The sequence below is a fragment of the Clostridium magnum DSM 2767 genome (genome assembly GCF_001623875.1).
GTDB lineage: Bacteria > Bacillota > Clostridia > Clostridiales > Clostridiaceae > Clostridium_AM > Clostridium_AM magnum.
Window position 1 is genome coordinate 45,711 of the sequence record NZ_LWAE01000018.1, and the last position, 16,506, is coordinate 62,216.

Annotated in this window: 9 protein-coding genes and 3 rRNA genes; 1 reads left to right on the plus strand and 11 read right to left on the minus strand. The window is 38.9% G+C overall.

Going from position 1 to position 16,506, the window contains the following annotated elements; all coding sequences use genetic code 11:
• Nucleotides 1–9: 9 nt before the first annotated feature.
• The 5 genes from CLMAG_RS29695 to CLMAG_RS29715 all read right to left on the minus strand — a co-directional run bounded on the left by CLMAG_RS29695 (nt 10) and on the right by CLMAG_RS29715 (nt 9,052).
• Nucleotides 10–3,486 carry a hypothetical protein gene (locus CLMAG_RS29695; protein WP_066631110.1) on the minus strand — a complete coding sequence of 1,159 codons (3,477 nt, stop codon included), beginning with the start codon at nt 3,484–3,486 and terminating at the stop codon, nt 10–12.
• A 70-nt stretch (nt 3,487–3,556) separates the two neighbouring features.
• Nucleotides 3,557–4,246, minus strand: coding sequence for a hypothetical protein (locus CLMAG_RS29700; RefSeq protein WP_066631112.1), 690 nt, complete (start codon nt 4,244–4,246; stop codon nt 3,557–3,559).
• A gap of 1,358 nt (nt 4,247–5,604) precedes the next feature.
• Nucleotides 5,605–6,567, minus strand: coding sequence for an SHOCT domain-containing protein (locus tag CLMAG_RS29705; protein WP_066631114.1), 963 nt, complete (start codon nt 6,565–6,567; stop codon nt 5,605–5,607).
• Nucleotides 6,568–6,720: 153 nt separating this feature from the next.
• The gene (locus tag CLMAG_RS29710; RefSeq protein WP_066631115.1) at nt 6,721–8,496 is read right to left on the minus strand and encodes a Wadjet anti-phage system protein JetA family protein; all 1,776 of its coding nucleotides are present in this window, start codon (nt 8,494–8,496) and stop codon (nt 6,721–6,723) included.
• Between the two features lie 343 nt (nt 8,497–8,839).
• Nucleotides 8,840–9,052: a hypothetical protein gene (locus tag CLMAG_RS29715; protein WP_066631117.1), complete on the minus strand. Its 213-nt coding sequence runs from the start codon at nt 9,050–9,052 to the stop codon at nt 8,840–8,842.
• A 425-nt stretch (nt 9,053–9,477) separates the two neighbouring features.
• On the opposite strand from CLMAG_RS29715, the gene CLMAG_RS29720 reads away from it, so the two are divergent.
• On the plus strand, nt 9,478–9,795 hold the full coding sequence (locus tag CLMAG_RS29720) for a hypothetical protein (RefSeq protein WP_066631119.1): 318 nt from the start codon (nt 9,478–9,480) through the stop codon (nt 9,793–9,795).
• Between the two features lie 250 nt (nt 9,796–10,045).
• Here the strand turns inward: CLMAG_RS29720 and CLMAG_RS29725 are convergent, their stop codons facing one another.
• From CLMAG_RS29725 to CLMAG_RS29740, 6 genes are all read right to left on the minus strand, one after another.
• Nucleotides 10,046–10,609 (minus strand): ATPase, encoded by a 564-nt coding sequence (locus tag CLMAG_RS29725; protein ID WP_066631120.1) that lies wholly within the window; start codon nt 10,607–10,609, stop codon nt 10,046–10,048.
• Nucleotides 10,609–10,782 (minus strand): hypothetical protein, encoded by a 174-nt coding sequence (locus CLMAG_RS32140; RefSeq protein WP_139264275.1) that lies wholly within the window; start codon nt 10,780–10,782, stop codon nt 10,609–10,611. Before CLMAG_RS32140 ends, CLMAG_RS29725 begins: the two co-directional genes overlap by 1 nt.
• 93 nt (nt 10,783–10,875) lie before the next feature.
• Entirely contained in the window at nt 10,876–11,088 is a 213-nt protein-coding gene (locus CLMAG_RS31365) for a thermonuclease family protein (RefSeq protein ID WP_073393368.1), read from the minus strand.
• 223 nt (nt 11,089–11,311) lie between these two features.
• A 5S ribosomal RNA gene (rrf, locus tag CLMAG_RS29730) occupies nt 11,312–11,428 on the minus strand.
• A gap of 263 nt (nt 11,429–11,691) precedes the next feature.
• A 23S ribosomal RNA gene (locus CLMAG_RS29735) occupies nt 11,692–14,593 on the minus strand.
• A gap of 581 nt (nt 14,594–15,174) precedes the next feature.
• Nucleotides 15,175–16,506 (minus strand): 16S ribosomal RNA (locus tag CLMAG_RS29740); the annotation flags it as partial.

Here is a 16,506-nt window from a genome sequence, read left to right on the forward strand (position 1 = left end):
TTTCTTTTTTTACTTTTTTTCAGTTTCCGCCTTATCCTTTCTATACATTGCATACCACCCAAGCCCCGAAGGCTTACCTCCACTCTTCGGATTCCCAAAAAGATAAAACAAAGTTGACCCATTTAGCGGTATCTTCAATAAACCCAGAAATTTAAGTGCGATCTCGGTAAACATCAGTAGAAATGAACTCTTACTTTGGTCAAAAGTTAAACGTAACTGACCAATAGACAGCTTGAGCACATTCTGAATGCTAATCAATTTTGAATCTCCAAAAGTTCCAGGTAGCTGAAGACCAACCAGAGCCTTGTACGCTCCTTCGCCGTTACTTTCAGGTGTCCACGCAGTCAATAGGTATGAGGTAAGACCCGCCTTGCCTGCTAAAGCCCCCGGAGTCCCCATATTCAGTCGATATTTCAATCCATACCACGTGCTGCCGTCAACACCAGTTAAAGTGGCATCAGTAATCACAGGCAAATAGCCTGCATCAGATGGTTTGGAATCTTTAGTGCCCTTCATAAGCCCATCAATATCCATAGCGAAATTGATAAACAGACTCTCAGCACGGGGGGTGCTGGCAGCAATATCAAATCTTATCTCGTCAGTTATAAAAGTCATCTTTTGTGACGCTGTATCATTTCCTAACATCTCAAGACCAAGGTTAGAGAAACTAAGTCCCCTTCGCGTCTGCTTGCTATCAGTCTCACTGCCGAAGGATAGCACATCAAAAGCCCCATATTGGCTTTTAACAATCTTAAAATCCAGAAAACCCGAAAGACCAAACCAAGAAACAGGAGTTTGGGATTCAGCTACATTTCTCATAGACATCTGGGCACTGGTAATCTCGATCTTGTTGAATACATTACTGTTATAATAAAAGAAATTATCGCCAATACTGCCAAGACTATAAACAGGATGTCCATTGTTGTTCTGATAACTGCCCTTAAGTATAATTGTATTATATGAGTTTCCCTCTTCCCCCATCCCCACTGCATTCATACCAAAAAGAGAATTTAAAGTGAGCTGAGCATAGCTCTCAAAGTCTCTGATTTCAGTGTTTTCAAACAGAACCTTGAGAGTCAGGAGACGAAAGTTATAATCAGCACCAGAAGGAGGAGGTACAGGGTTAACCTGCTTGCCAGACTCTGGTTGTTTAAACTCAGGATCGTTGTAATAAATAAGTCCAAACATAGAACTGGAATCTTTAAGGTCAATATCCGAAGCTTCCGGATCGTTTTGAACCTGACTTATTTCAATGCCAAAATGATGAGCGTTAAATCGATCCAGTGCCTCTACCCCAGCAGTAATGCCAGTCAAATCATGAGGAAGGCTTGCGATATTCATTTTTAGAATTAATATCCCCGTCCAGTTGGGATCACGAGCAATACTGTTGAATTTTTGAAAATATTTAGAATCTGTTTGCTTACTAGCCTCATCAAAAAAATCCTTAAGCCATTGAGATAGAATTACCAGTTGGTCAGGATCAGGTATACTATTTTCCTCTATTACTGGTGCGGCAAATGAAAGCCGCTGTGTCCATTTGTCTGGGCTAGAGACTAAGCTGTCTTTCTTAGACTGATCACTGGTGGGGTCAAATAACACACCTTTTCTCCCTTTTATAATAAGGATATTGCTGTAATCATTATACTTGTTGTTTTTCCCCACATCAGCTTGAAGACACCAATCCTCAATATTCATTTGGTTGTAAAATGCCGGATCGCTTACGGATTTATCACCAGCCAAATTTCCAAGGTGAGTTGAATTGGCAGCTACAAGAAACAGTTGATTTGTTTGAAATGCCTGCTGCAATTCCATATCAGGATTAGATAAGTACATCTGCCTATTAGTTGGCTTGCAGTTCTGTGCTAGCAGAATCTTGGTCCATCTGCCCTCCGAACCAACGGTAGCAAGTAATCCCATAGGTGTAGCAGTGTTATAACTCTGACTATTTTCCTCTATTGTACCTTTTAAACATACGCTCTTTGAAGATGCATACTTAAAATCAGCATCACTTATAGCCTGGCGCCTCGTTGGTCCGATTACCTGATGTTCAAAGTCCTCAATCTGCTCCTTTGAAAAAGAAGTTATACCATTCCCTGCTTTCATTCCCGCATAAGGTACTAAGGGAAATGGGTGCTCATTGCCAGATAAACCAATACTTGGATCCTTATGCCCAAATAAAGTGCTAGAACTCTTAAAGATGAGTTCATCTCTACCGTATAGGGAAGCTCCTTTAGGTTGTGCTATGTATGGAATAAGTCCAGTAGCATCTGGTGCACGGACTACAGTCGCCCAAGAAGTCAGGTATGTACCATCCAAAAGTCTCCCATTCAAATCTATAGGTGAACCAATAGGAGAAACTTCCTTGAATGGATAGTTTGATGCATAGGCTGGTTTGCGAGAATAAAAACGTAATCTGTCGCCTGCATAACTAGTAGACTTTGGCTGAAATCCAATATATTCAGTTCCAGAAAGACCACATACCAAATCATATAATTTTCCATCCTCAGCATCCTTTATCGTCAGAACAAAATCACCTTCCGGACTTAAATGAAAATCACTGCTATCGGTTGCTTGAGGAACTCCACGAGAAAAAAACAACCTAGCGAGCTGTAAATCATCATCCTGCCCTAAAGTATTTGGAAGGAGATTAATTGGCTCACCAAAAACTGTCCTATAATAGGAAGCAAGCACTGTGGAAGTATTATCCCAATTCTTACCGGTAAATTTGAAAAAGGTACTGTCAGGATAGAGAGAATTAAAAACATCGTTTGGATCAATACTTATTAAAAACTCGATCATATCTGTAGATATAGGTTCTATTCCTGATGCAAAAGGCATCCACACTATATTGTCTGATTGGTTATCGCTCTTATAAGGGAAAAAAAACTGGAAGCCCCAATTGAGTTTATCATTGAGAGACTGACGTTCTATACACATGTCGAAAAGAAAGCAACCCCTAGACTGCCCTGAAAAAGGAAGGGTTCCCTGTTTTACAACATGTGCTTTGGGTGTAGACGGACCTGAAAACTGAATCTGAGCACCGCTTAATATTAGTGTATTTTGGGGCTGATCTAGTGTCAAATTCATTCCTGCTGAAACCTGAAGATTCAGACCTGAAGTGATAGGAATCTGAACACCTGCATTTACCTGAGTACCATTATCATTAAGTCCCATCACGGAAACATTTTGTGGGGTAATCTCAAGTGGGTTCTTTAACCAAGCTATTGCTCGGGCAGTGGAACGTGCAATTACATTATTGATGCTATCAACAAATCCTTGAGCAGTTTTATCATCAAGTTTAGATTCCTGATCAACAAAAACAAAAGATCCAGCCAATTTTGAATTAGTAAGAGCCCCAGCAAGAGAAATCTCATTGCCTGGTGGTTCCACATTCTCCGGAAGAATAAAATAGAGAACCCCCTTGTCGGAAGCATCTTTATTGGCTACATAGAGTTGCTTAACAAACCGCTGTGTAAAAAAACTCATAATCTCTCCTCCTATTTTAAAACAAAAAAGCTCCCACATCTATAGTACGAGCTTTTTGTTATAATGAGATCTACTCGTTGGTAAATGTTAAAGTAGCAGCCATGGTTGTCTGACCATTTTGCTTTCCTGCTCCCTGCCAGCCATCCATGAATAGGGCAATCGTGTAAGTCATTCTTCGGAGAAGCTTGATATCATTAAAAGCTACGGTGCCAGTTTCAGCATCAACATCTACAGGTGTTGCATAATCAGGTGGGTTATTATACGCAGCCTGTGAACTACGCCACATACCTAACCAGGCCTTATTTGTCATAGGCATGGAACCTACTGGAATCTGAAAATCAACTGCCACCGAGGTAGGCTTGTGACTTGTAAGTGTAAGATTCGCATAGAAGTATTCATATTGACTTCCTGTTGCAGGGATAAAGGCAGTGGAGCAAATATTACCATATTTTTGTTGAGGAGAAGGTTTTTCTGGTCCTACCGCATATCCTATGATATAGCTTTGATTGGTAATTTCAAGCCCTGAGAATGCTATACTGCCATTTTGCGTATTAGTGTCAATAATCTGTTTTTTAAGCGGCTCCTGATTCCAAGGAATAGTATCTGTATTTTGCCATAGAGCAATATAATTGCCATATGTATTTGGCATATTGTTTGGCAGCGTATCGTAGCTAATACCTATCTTATCTCCTGTGACATAATCGATACCAAAGGTTGTCCCCTTAGAGTTTGTACTTTGAATAAATAGTTCAGTTGACATTTTTTAAATCCCCCTTTTATAATTTTTAATTTCTTTTATGATATCGCTTAATATTAGATTTTAAACTACAGTCAAGAAGATCACTTGGATGAATATTCACTTTACTAATCACGGCTCACTTTCCCAAGGTAAAAAGTCTAATATCATTGCGCAAATCTTATATTTCACATGCGTTTATCTGTTCCACTTTAATCCTCTATAAACTTGGTAAAATTCTTCTTTTCCTAGATTATACACTATAAATGCATAACAATTATACATAATTTGTAAAACAATACTTTAATTAGATTATATAGCATAAATATCTAAAAAACAATCCATGATTTGTAGTGTAATCATTTTCAAGGATTATATACTATAAAAACTAGGAAAATAATACATACTAAAAATAAAAACGAAGTGGCAAGTATAAGAACAAGCCTACGGTTTAAAACTGGAAATTTTCATTTCTTTTACTAAGATATATATCTAGTATTTTAAGTGCATCATGACATCCTCTGTTAGGTCTAAAACCAAAGGAACTATCTATAAAATCTTGTTCAAATATTTGCCCTTAGTTACGCCATCAATGCCTGCGGCTTTATTTGCTTTAAGTTCATTATGACAACTAGTTAGCATTTCTTTATTTATTAGATGTATCAGTGAATATAATCCGACTACTCAACCGCCTTTTGGTTTCTTTATTTATTCATCCACCATACTTATCTCTGAGTATAAGAGCAGTTGAGTTCTCCCAAGTTAACGTAATATAACAATATCTAGCGTGTCATGCTCTACGACTCCGGGTAAACTGATATCCTCTTACCAGCAACGATTATATCAGTGCTGTCTTCTATACAGACCACCATATCGACTTTACCCACTGGGATTTCGGAGCTACTAGCTTCAGCCTCTCTCGGTTTATGACCCACTAGTTAACTGTCTACGCTTAACTCTTTGGGTCACCCCAAAGAGCCCAAGACTCGCTAATGGCTGTTGGCTAAACTTTGCCATGTAGGCTTCCCACCTACTATATATTACGCCCTTTGCTTGGCGCACGGTCAGACCCCATTGCGAGAGACTTGTCTTGAGCTTGCTACTGAAATTGTGACATTTTACGAGGGGAACCAGGTACCTTTGTGAGTGTTGTTTACCCGAACTTTCTCTAACTATAGCATCCCTATATCTATACATTAAATTTATATACTAAAGAAGCCATATTTTCATTAACTTACCATATAAGAAAGAGATCAGCAATTGACTGCTAATCTCTTCGCCGATTTTGTTTCCTCATACATTCACAAAAACCAATAAATCTTATAATCATATAGATAAATACTCTATTTTAGCTAAACTATTGCTAAATGCATAACTTTAATTTATGCTTTTCCATATAACAACTCTTGTTTTTTCATACTAAACTCTTCTTCTGTGATAACTCCCATATCTAACAACTGTTTGAATTTAAGTAATTCATCGGCAACACTAAATGCCGCTTCACTCTTAGCAGAATTATCATTACTTTTTTCTTCATTATCTTCTAGTTCTGTAAACTCCATGTCAATAACATTAGACATTTCTTTTAAATCCCGATTAAATTCTTCCTCAGTATAATTAATTGAAGCTGATAAAGTATCTTTTAACCGATTGCCCATAGGTTTCATTGATAAATATGTAAGACCACCCGATATTACTCCACCTAATACTGGAATAATTTTTGAGACACTCTTTGAAAATGTCTGTTTAGTTATTTTCACACCTATAGCGGCCGCAATCTTTTTAATTACTGGATAGTATACTGTTTTAGTTAACGCTTTTTGAGGTAACTTCTTTAGAACCTGTTTTGAAATACTTGCAGAAACTACTTTTAATGTAGATGATGCACCACCTATACCAAACATAACTCCTAAAAATAGAGTTAGATTTCCTTTGACTTCTTCACTATTAGCGTTACCATTTACATACATATCTTTATAACCATATATGTATGCTAACTCTTGTGATAAGCGCAAAGCTACACCAAAAAATTGTAAAGTATCAGCAGGTATTGAAGCGGCCATAGCTAGGCCTCCTGGTAATCCTGCTGCGAAAGATGCGCCAGTACTTTGAAGTGTACGTTTTTCAACTAAAGATACTGCTATCTTATCTAGTGTACTAATGCTTATTCCTGCCTCAACTGGTCCTCTATCTAATATTTGTAAAATATCGATGCCATTATCTTTTGCATAATTATCAAATGTTTTAATTAAAAATTCTCTTCGGTTGATCTTAACTCCTGGTATTTTTAAGGCATTCACTAATGCTAATTCAAATGAATTTTCTATTTCTTTTTCATTAATCATAAAATATCCCACCTACAATTATCATATTATGTATCATTTTTACTATATATTCTACATAATGTGATAAATACCCTTTTTATAAGTTTGTTATCTCTATAGGTGAAAGATACCTATCTGTGCTCTAAAGTTATTAATTTGCACATGAAAATAACGTTAGATCATTTCCTCGCTGGCTTTTTTACTTACACTTACCTCTTTATGTATATCATTAAACTGACCACTTAAAAGTGAAAAACCTTCCACTATATTAAAATCATCCATTATCATCTTATAATACTTGCCAAAACGCTTACTTTCTGTGTATTTAAATTCGTAAGACTCACTTCCGAATTTAATATCTTTAAGAGCTTTATTTAAGTGTTTAAACTCTCCTTGTGCCTTCTTAATATTTTCCTGAAGTTTGGATAAGAACTGTTCCTTAAACTCAAGTTCAGCCCCTTTTCTTGCAGCGTATACCTTCTCCTCGTAAGTAAGTAGCTCAGAATTCTTTAATTTATCCAATTCCTCTATAAATAGTTTTGCCCCTTTAAAAGCTGCCTCTGCGCCAAAATCATGCTCTGACTTATATTTATATTGTTTTTCCCTTAAGGTTCCTTCAAAGTTACTTCTTGATGTTTCTGCTCTCTTTTTAGTCCCTTCATAATCTTCTTTCAGTTTAGTAAGGTTTTTAACCTCTACTAAACTGACATACTCTTTCTCGGCACTACTTAAAAGCTCACCTAGTGATTGCTGTATATTAACCAAATCCTCTTTTTGCATTTCCAGCTGTGATTTCTTAAATTCTTTAGCTTTGTCTTGATTACGTATTTCATTTTCGTTAAAACCATTTTTCTTGATCAATTCTTCCTTTTTGCCTTCCAGGTTAGCTATTTCCTTTTTAATCCCTTCAATAACCATTTTCTTTTGAAGAAAATTATTATTCTTTTCAAGCTCAAGCTTTTCCCTTTTTAGATTTTTTAATTGCTCTTCACTGGCTTTTAACTTTGGCAGAGTATCCAATTTATATTTTATATTTGTCTCGTTATCCTTATTAAGCACTTCCCTATATGCTTCAAGATATTTTAATCTTTCTAGTATTTCATTTCTCTGCTGTTCTAAAATTTCTTTTTCCTTTACTGCTTGTTCTAACTGAATTTTATACGCATCTTCTCCTATATAGGGTGTATTGTATACCTTAGGATCAATAGCTCTTGCAACATGATTTTGATATAGCATACAGCCTGGAGTTATTGAACAGTTATACTGCTTTAGCTCTTCAACCTTCTCACAGAGAGTTACCTTACCCAATATCATATTTACAAATCGCTTAGCCCATATACTTTGAGAGGTTACAATGGATGCTAGCGTATTTTCTTCCCAATTGTCGTATTTCTCTAACCTACCAGTATTAATTAGTCCAGCAGAATGAAGTCCTCTATTTTTACGTATATTTTCATATACATTAAGGGCAAGATTAAAATCCTCAGGTTCCACAAGTAGATAGAATCTTTGAGTATTTAAATAACCTTCTATAGCATTTTTCCATTTATCATCGGTTACTCTTAAAAGTTCACATATTATCCTCGGTTCTACTTCTTTTCCAGCTTTCTTAAAAGCCTTCTTTATCTCATCAGCATAATCATTAAAATGTATCAGCTGAACATAACTATTTGTAGTTTCACTATTTATCCATCCATAATCAATAAGTTTCCTTATAAAAAGAGTGGCCTTGTCTCTACTGCCTGATACGGTGACATCATCTTCAGTAATATCAACAACACTGCTTTCAAAATAATCTTGAAGCTGGTCTATCACAAGTTCCCTTTCAACACCAAAGGACAGTTGACTGCTCATTATGGTATATAGTATGTAAATACAATCCCAGTAGGTATTTTTATTTTTGGAAGATAATGGTGCAAAGAAGTTTTCTGGTATGTTTTTGAATATCATGCTTATTCTCCCTATTTTTTATTTACGACATTATTATATAATTATTTGTAGTATTTGTAAAAGTCACTGTGGATTTTTACAAATAAAAAGACATCTAATCATTTGATTGACTAAATGGCCCTTTTTCATTTAGAGTATTACATTAGCAACCATTACACTGGTATTCTGTTTAGTTGGAGCTATCCTTAAAATTAAGAATAATACTCTTAAATATCATGAAATCCCTCCCTGAAACTATTATTTTACTAAGAAGGCATTTTCATATTTAGCTGCCCAAATAATAAAAGTGCCTTCAGCTTATATATACTGAAGGCACTAGTATAGGCATTAGAATAAATTTAACTCAATTGAAACTTACTTTATGTTTGGTGAAGTTTTTTATAGAATTTTCTACTATACAGTGTTTAATAGTGAAGAAAAACCCATTGTTAACTGGAAAATCTACTTGCTTGCTGTTTAGAATTACAAGTATTTCATAGTTGGTTAATTTTTTTTGAATACTATTGTCTGTAAGTACGTTTCCTTCTACATCTTTAAATTCAAATATTACTTTCACAGTCTTCACTCATTCTAAACAAACACAAACCGTTGGTGCAACGGGGGCACCGTGGGCAAACTTGTATTCCACCTTTATTCTAATTGATATAATAAAATAGTTCAATAGAATATTCAGCACACGCATTAATAGGCTTATGTCTAATTAAAGACAAAAGCCTCATTAATAGTTATCCTAATGCATCATATCTATAATAATCACCATAATATTCTGGGTTATTATAGGTTTTATCAAAACTATTCTTATACATTTTGGCTACATTGCTACCTTAACTTTTTCTTTTAGTGTTGCATTTTCCTTCTTCAATTTTCTGATTTCTTCCCTTAGTGTCAATCTTGCTATTATTTGTAGACAAGTATTATTCTTAATTGGTATAATTAGTTATGTAAACCGATTTTAGAGTTTTTATATAGGAGGAATTAACAATGATTGATGAAAAAGTTATTGAAGCTTTTCATATAATGTGGGACAGCTTTCCGGCACCAGTTCGCTTAATCCACAAAAACAAAACAGTATTAGCTGTAAATGAAACTGCACAAAGTATGGGAATGAAAACAGAAGTACCATGTTTTGCAATTGGAACTCCCGAAGCTCATAAAGGCTGTATGGCAAACGAGGCAATTACCTCCAACAAAGCTCAAGTTCAACATGTAGGTTCTGAAAAAATTAAATACTGGCTTCCTGTAAAAGATTATCCTGATGTTTATGTTCACTATACAATTACTATCGACTCTGCAAAATAATCTCATAAACTGTCCAAAATATATTTAATATATACTACATAGTAAATTTAAATGGTAATAGCAAGCAGGAACTCGGGGTCCCTGCAATGGGGTCAGACACCATTGCGAGAGACTTGTCTTGAGCTTGCTACCCAATGCTTAAATATAAGAAATTGTTCTGGTGTTACTTTTCTTAGTATAAATATACCTTTTTAAGCCTCCCTGAGCTTGACTAAAATAGACTAGCTTACTGTATTAGTACTAAGCTAGTCTATTTTAGAATATAATCGCTCCACTTAGGAGTTACACTCCTCTTCCACGTAATTTTTCCATTACATATATAAGCTACATGGGTAAATTTATTAGTATTATCATATATATTTATTTCATTACATAAATCTAGTACATTTTTTAAGTTATCCAGTGATTCATAATATCTTCTTTCTATAGATTCTTCAGGAATTCCATGTCCACCTTTTAAAACCCTAATTCTAACTCTTTCTTTAGCAATATCAGGATTATCAACTCCAATATAATTCATTACAACATAAAAACCTTCCTGCCTTGCTTTTTCTATATTTCTAATAATACTTTTACCTGAAAGAGTAGTTTCTTGATTAAAGGATATATCATTTTTAATATAGTATCCTATCAGTTTTACCGCTTCTCTTGCACATTTAATTTGAAGATTATTATCTTTCCATGAACCTATTCTTGCTACCATTTCATCTGTATTTATTCTTTCTTCATCTTTGTTTTCTTCATAATAAATAGACTTATAAATTGATGTTTTTCCAGCACCATTTACCCCTGCAAATATAGTGTAAGTCGCCATTAATCTTTACCTATTACTTTTTCTTGTTCTTTTTGCAACACTATATCAGATAAAGTGATATAAAAATCTTGTTCTTCTTTTGTTTTAGCTTTTTTAAATAATTCTTTTAGGTCTTTATATGAATATTTTAAAAACTGCTCATATAAACTATTTTGTCCTTTTAGCTTTTCCATAGCACTTCCTCCAATAAATAATACTTTTATTATATTATATCCCAACAAATTATTAACATAAACAATTTTTTTGTGATAAAATAGTCATTATCCTTACTCAATACCCCAAATCCCCTTACTCTCCATCTTCGCCTCCTTTACATATTCTCCAAAATAACCGCTATACTTTATATCTGGAATATAAGTAGCCTGCCTGGCATAGCCATTAGCTAACAAAATAGCATTAAACATTTTATTTCTTATCTCATCACTGCTAATTTTGCTAGGAATTTGGAGCCAAATGTAGCGAAGTAATCTTCTAAACATATAATTAAAACTTAAATTTATTTTTTATTATAAGACTTTACATATGGATACCATTCTCTCTTTTTCGTCGGTATAATCAAAATCCTCCACTTTATTTGTTTACTATTGATTATTGCAAAGTTTCCAAAATTTACACCTCTGGGGTGTTTGCGAAGGCTTGCCTGAACTTGCTAAATGCATAAAAAAACACTAGGTATCAAAACCTAGTGTCTTCCTGTTACTTACCTGGCGACGACCTACTCTTCCACACAGTCTCCCGTGCAGTACCATCAGCACTGTAAAGCTTAACCTTCGTGTTCGGAATGGAAACGGGTGTTGCCTTTACGTCATAATCACCAGATTTATTTAGTTGAGAGTTAAGAATTAATAGTTAAGAGTTATGGTTATTTTTTCTCCTATCGTCGAAAAAACGATAATTATACTAACTAATAACTTTATACACAATAAATTATTAACTCTTATGAGAATATTATTCTCTGAAAATTGCACAGTGATAAGTATAGCTTTTTTATGTGGAGCTTAATTAATTTAAATTTTAGATTTTCACGCTAGTGAAAATCATCATTAACTCTTAATTCTCAACTCTACACTGTTAACTATTTTTTGGTCAAGCCCTCGACCTATTAGTATTAGTCAGCTGAACATGTTACCATGCTTACACCTCTAACCTATCAACCTTGTGTTCTTCAAGGGGTCTTACTAGCTTATGCTATGGGAAATCTTATCTTGAGGTGGGCTTCACGCTTAGATGCTTTCAGCGTTTATCCCGTCCTGACATAGCTACCCAGCTGTGCTCCTGGCGGAACAACTGGTGCACCAGAGGTCAGTCCATCCCGGTCCTCTCGTACTAAGGACAGCTCCTCTCAAATTTCCTACGCCCGCGACGGATAGGGACCGAACTGTCTCACGACGTTCTGAACCCAGCTCGCGTGCCGCTTTAATGGGCGAACAGCCCAACCCTTGGGACCTACTTCAGCCCCAGGATGCGACGAGCCGACATCGAGGTGCCAAACCTCCCCGTCGATGTGGACTCTTGGGGGAGATCAGCCTGTTATCCCCGAGGTAGCTTTTATCCGTTGAGCGATGGCCCTCCCACGAGGAACCACCGGATCACTAAGCCCGACTTTCGTCCCTGCTCCACTTGTTTGTGTCGCAGTCAGGCTCCCTTCTGCCTTTGCACTCTTCGAACGATTTCCAACCGTTCTGAGGGAACCTTTGGGCGCCTCCGTTACTTTTTTGGAGGCGACCGCCCCAGTCAAACTGCCCACCGAGCTGTGTCCCGTGACCAGTTTCATGGCCGCCGGTTAGAATCCCAGTACTGTCAGGGTGGTATCCCAAGGTTGACTCCACAAAGGCTGACGCCCTTGTTTCTCAGTCTCCCACCTATCCTGTACAGACAATACCGAAATTCAATGCTAAGCTACAGTAAAGCTCTACGGGGTCTTTCCGTCCAATCGCGGGTAGCGAGCATCTTCACTCGCAATACAATTTCGCCGGATTTGTTGTCGAGACAGTGCCCAAATCATTACGCCATTCGTGCGGGTCGGAACTTACCCGACAAGGAATTTCGCTACCTTAGGACCGTTATAGTTACGGCCGCCGTTTACTGGGGCTTAAGTTCATACCTTCGCTTGCGCTAAGTATTCCCCTTAACCTTCCAGCACCGGGCAGGCGTCAGCCCCTATACTTCAGCTTTCGCTTTAGCAGAGACCTGTGTTTTTGCTAAACAGTTGCTTGGGCCTATTCTCTGCGACCTACTTGCGTAGGCACCCCTTCTCCCGAAGTTACGGGGTCAATTTGCCGAGTTCCTTGACAACAATTCTTCCGCTGGTCTTAGGATTCTCTCCTCACCTACCTGTGTCGGTTTGCGGTACGGGCGCCAACATCCTCCATAGAGACTTTTCTTGGCAGCGTGGAATCAGATACTTCGCCCATAAGGGCTCCCCATCACGTCTCAGCTAATACAGGCGGATTTGCCTATCCTGTATACCTAAACGCTTAGACGCACATCCAATAGTGCGCAAATCTTATCCTCCTGCGTCATCCCATTTGTAATAACGTCAGTTGGCGGTATCGGAATATCAACCGATTGTCCATCACCTACGCCTTTCGGCCTCGGCTTAGGCCCCGACTAACCCTGAGCGGACGAGCCTTCCTCAGGAAACCTTAGGTTTTCGACCAATAAGATTCTCACTTATTTCTCGCTACTTATGCCAGCATACTCACTCCTGTACAGTCCACCGCTCCTTTCGGTACGACTTCAACCCATACAGGAAGCTCCTCTACCACTGATACTTACGTATCAATCCATAGCTTCGGTGGTAAGTTTTAGCCCCGGACATCTTCGGCGCAGGATCTCTCGACTAGTGAGCTATTACGCACTCTTTAAATGAGTGGCTGCTTCTAAGCCAACATCCTAGTTGTCTTAGAAATCCCACATCCTTTTCCACTTAACTTACACTTTGGGACCTTAGCTGATGGTCTGGGCTGTTTCCCTTTTGACCACGGATCTTATCATTCGTAGTCTGACTGCTTTGATTCAAGTATATGGCATTCGGAGTTTGATAGGGTTCAGTAACTGTTGTCAGCCCCTAGCCCATTCAGTGCTCTACCTCCATTACTCATTCAAAACGCTAGCCCTAAAGCTATTTCGAGGAGAACCAGCTATCTCCGAGTTCGATTGGAATTTCTCCGCTATCCACAGCTCATCCCATGGTTTTTCAACACCAACGTGGTTCGGTCCTCCACGGAATTTTACTTCCGCTTCAACCTGTCCATGGATAGGTCACCCGGTTTCGGGTCTACGACATGCAACTTTTCGCCCTATTCAGACTCGGTTTCCCTTCGGCTCCATACCTTAAGTATTTAACCTTGCTACACATCGTAACTCGCTGGCTCGTTCTACAAAAAGCACGCCGTCGCACATAAAAGTGCTTCGACTGATTGTGGACACACGGTTTCAGGTTCTATTTCACTCCCCTTCCGGGGTTCTTTTCACCTTTCCCTCACGGTACTGCTTCACTATCGGTCACCAGTTAGTATTTAGCCTTGGGAGGTGGTCCTCCCTGCTTCCCACAAGGTTTCACGTGTCTCGTGGTACTCTGGATTAGACCTGACTGCTCTTTTTTTTCACTTACAGGGCTTTTACCTTCTACGGCGGAGCCTTCCAGCTCTCTTCAGTTAAAAAATTGCAGTATTTATGGTCTATCCGCAACCCCAGGAACAAGTTCCTGTTTGGGCTCTTTCCTTTTCGCTCGCCGCTACTTAGAAAATCGATTTTTCTTTCTCTTCCTCCGGGTACTTAGATGTTTCAGTTCCCCGGGTATACCTCTATAAACCTATGAATTCAGTTTACAGTACATTACGTTAGTAATGTGGGTTGCCCCATTCGGAAATCTCTGGATCACTGGCTATTTGCGCCTACCCAAAGCTTATCGCAGCTTATCGCGTCCTTCTTCGGCTTCTGGTGCCAAGGCATTCACCATGCGCCCTTTGTAGCTTGACCTATACCGAAAATTGCTATTAACTTCGCACTTCTTCGTCAAGTCTTTCATTGCGGTGCTCATTTACCAGTCAGTAAACTCTGCTCCTCATTCAAGCCTCTCCTCGAATTGCTCGTTACTATCAATTTTCTACTTTCACCTTAAAATCAATATTTACAACACATTTCTGCGTCAGGCCTCTCGTTCAGATACTCATTTACCATAAGTAAACTCCGCTCTTCACTCGTGTCCTTCCTTGAACTGCTCGCTTCTATCAATTTTCTGGTTTTAGTTCAATAAAATCTACAAAGGTGTTAAATATACTTTCGTATAAGTAATTTACCTTTAGCTTTACTTTGTTAAACAATTGCGATTGTTTAACGTTCTTCACTGTGCAATTTTCAAAGAACAATTGAGGTATTTATGACGAGTAATCTCCTAAGTTACCCCCCTACTACAAACTGTAGTCCCGGGGTAATTCTTAATGCCGAAAGTATTCGGCTAAATTACCCGTTAAATCCATTTAGGATTTTAACCCTCAAGATTAAACAGAGGCTAAACAACCAGTCTTTCAGACAGCATTACCTGTCTGTATTATCCTTAGAAAGGAGGTGATCCAGCCGCAGGTTCTCCTACGGCTACCTTGTTACGACTTCACCCCAATCACTAACCCCACCTTCGGCCGCTGGCCCCTTTACAGGTTACCTCCACGGACTTCGGGTGTGCCAGCTCTCATGGTGTGACGGGCGGTGTGTACAAGGCCCGGGAACGTATTCACCGCGACATTCTGATTCGCGATTACTAGCAATCCGGCTTCATGTAGGCGAGTGCAGCCTACAATCCGAACTGGGATAGGTTTTTGAGTTTTGCTCCACCTCGCGGTCTTGCATCTCTCTGTACCTACCATTGTAGCACGTGTGTAGCCCTGGACATAAGGGCATGATGATTTGACGTCATCCCCACCTTCCTCCCGGTTAACCCGGGCAGTCTCACTAGAGTGCTCAACTTAATGGTAGCAACTAATGATAGGGTTGCGCTCGTTGCAGGACTTAACCTAACATCTCACGACACGAGCTGACGACAACCTGCACCACCTGTTCCCCTGCCCCGAAGGGCTTCATGCATCTCTGCACTATTCAGGGGATGTCAAGTCCAGGTAAGGTTCTTCGCGTTGCTTCGAATTAAACCACATGCTCCGCTGCTTGTGCGGGCCCCCGTCAATTCCTTTGAGTTTTAATCTTGCGATCGTACTTCCCAGGCGGAGTACTTATTGTGTTAACTGCGGCACAGAAGGTTGGACCCTCCTACACCTAGTACTCATCGTTTACGGCGTGGACTACCAGGGTATCTAATCCTGTTTGCTACCCCACGCTTTCATGCCTCAGCGTCAGTTACGGTCCAGAGAATCGCCTTCGCCACTGGTGTTCTTCCTAATCTCTACGCATTTCACCGCTACACTAGGAATTCCATTCTCCTCTCCCGCACTCTAGATATCCAGTTTGAAATGCAGCACCCAAGTTAAGCTCGGGTATTTCACATCTCACTTAAATATCCGCCTACGCATCCTTTACGCCCAGTAAAATCCGGACAACGCTCGCCACCTACGTATTACCGCGGCTGCTGGCACGTAGTTAGCCGTGGCTTCCTCCTTTGGTACCGTCATTATCGTCCCAAAAGACAGAGCTTTACAACCCGAAGGCCTTCATCACTCACGCGGCGTTGCTGCATCAGGCTTTCGCCCATTGTGCAATATTCCCCACTGCTGCCTCCCGTAGGAGTCTGGACCGTGTCTCAGTTCCAATGTGGCCGATCACCCTCTCAGGTCGGCTACGCATCGTCGCCTTGGTGAGCCTTTACCTCACCAACTAGCTAATGCGCCGCGGGTCCATCTCAAAGCGGATTACTCCTTTAATTAGTTCTTCATGCGAAAAACTAA

Coding starts and splice junctions, on each gene's coding strand:
- CLMAG_RS29720 (WP_066631119.1), top strand. CDS start 9,478: ATGATTGATGAAAAAGTTATTGAAGCTTTTCATATAATGTGGGACAGC.
- CLMAG_RS29705 (WP_066631114.1), bottom strand. CDS start 6,567: ATGATTAATGAAAAAGAAATAGAAAATTCATTTGAATTAGCATTAGTG.
- CLMAG_RS31365 (WP_073393368.1), bottom strand. CDS start 11,088: ATGTTTAGAAGATTACTTCGCTACATTTGGCTCCAAATTCCTAGCAAA.
- CLMAG_RS29725 (WP_066631120.1), bottom strand. CDS start 10,609: ATGGCGACTTACACTATATTTGCAGGGGTAAATGGTGCTGGAAAAACA.
- CLMAG_RS29710 (WP_066631115.1), bottom strand. CDS start 8,496: ATGATATTCAAAAACATACCAGAAAACTTCTTTGCACCATTATCTTCC.
- CLMAG_RS29695 (WP_066631110.1), bottom strand. CDS start 3,486: ATGAGTTTTTTTACACAGCGGTTTGTTAAGCAACTCTATGTAGCCAAT.
- CLMAG_RS32140 (WP_139264275.1), bottom strand. CDS start 10,782: ATGGAAAAGCTAAAAGGACAAAATAGTTTATATGAGCAGTTTTTAAAA.
- CLMAG_RS29700 (WP_066631112.1), bottom strand. CDS start 4,246: ATGTCAACTGAACTATTTATTCAAAGTACAAACTCTAAGGGGACAACC.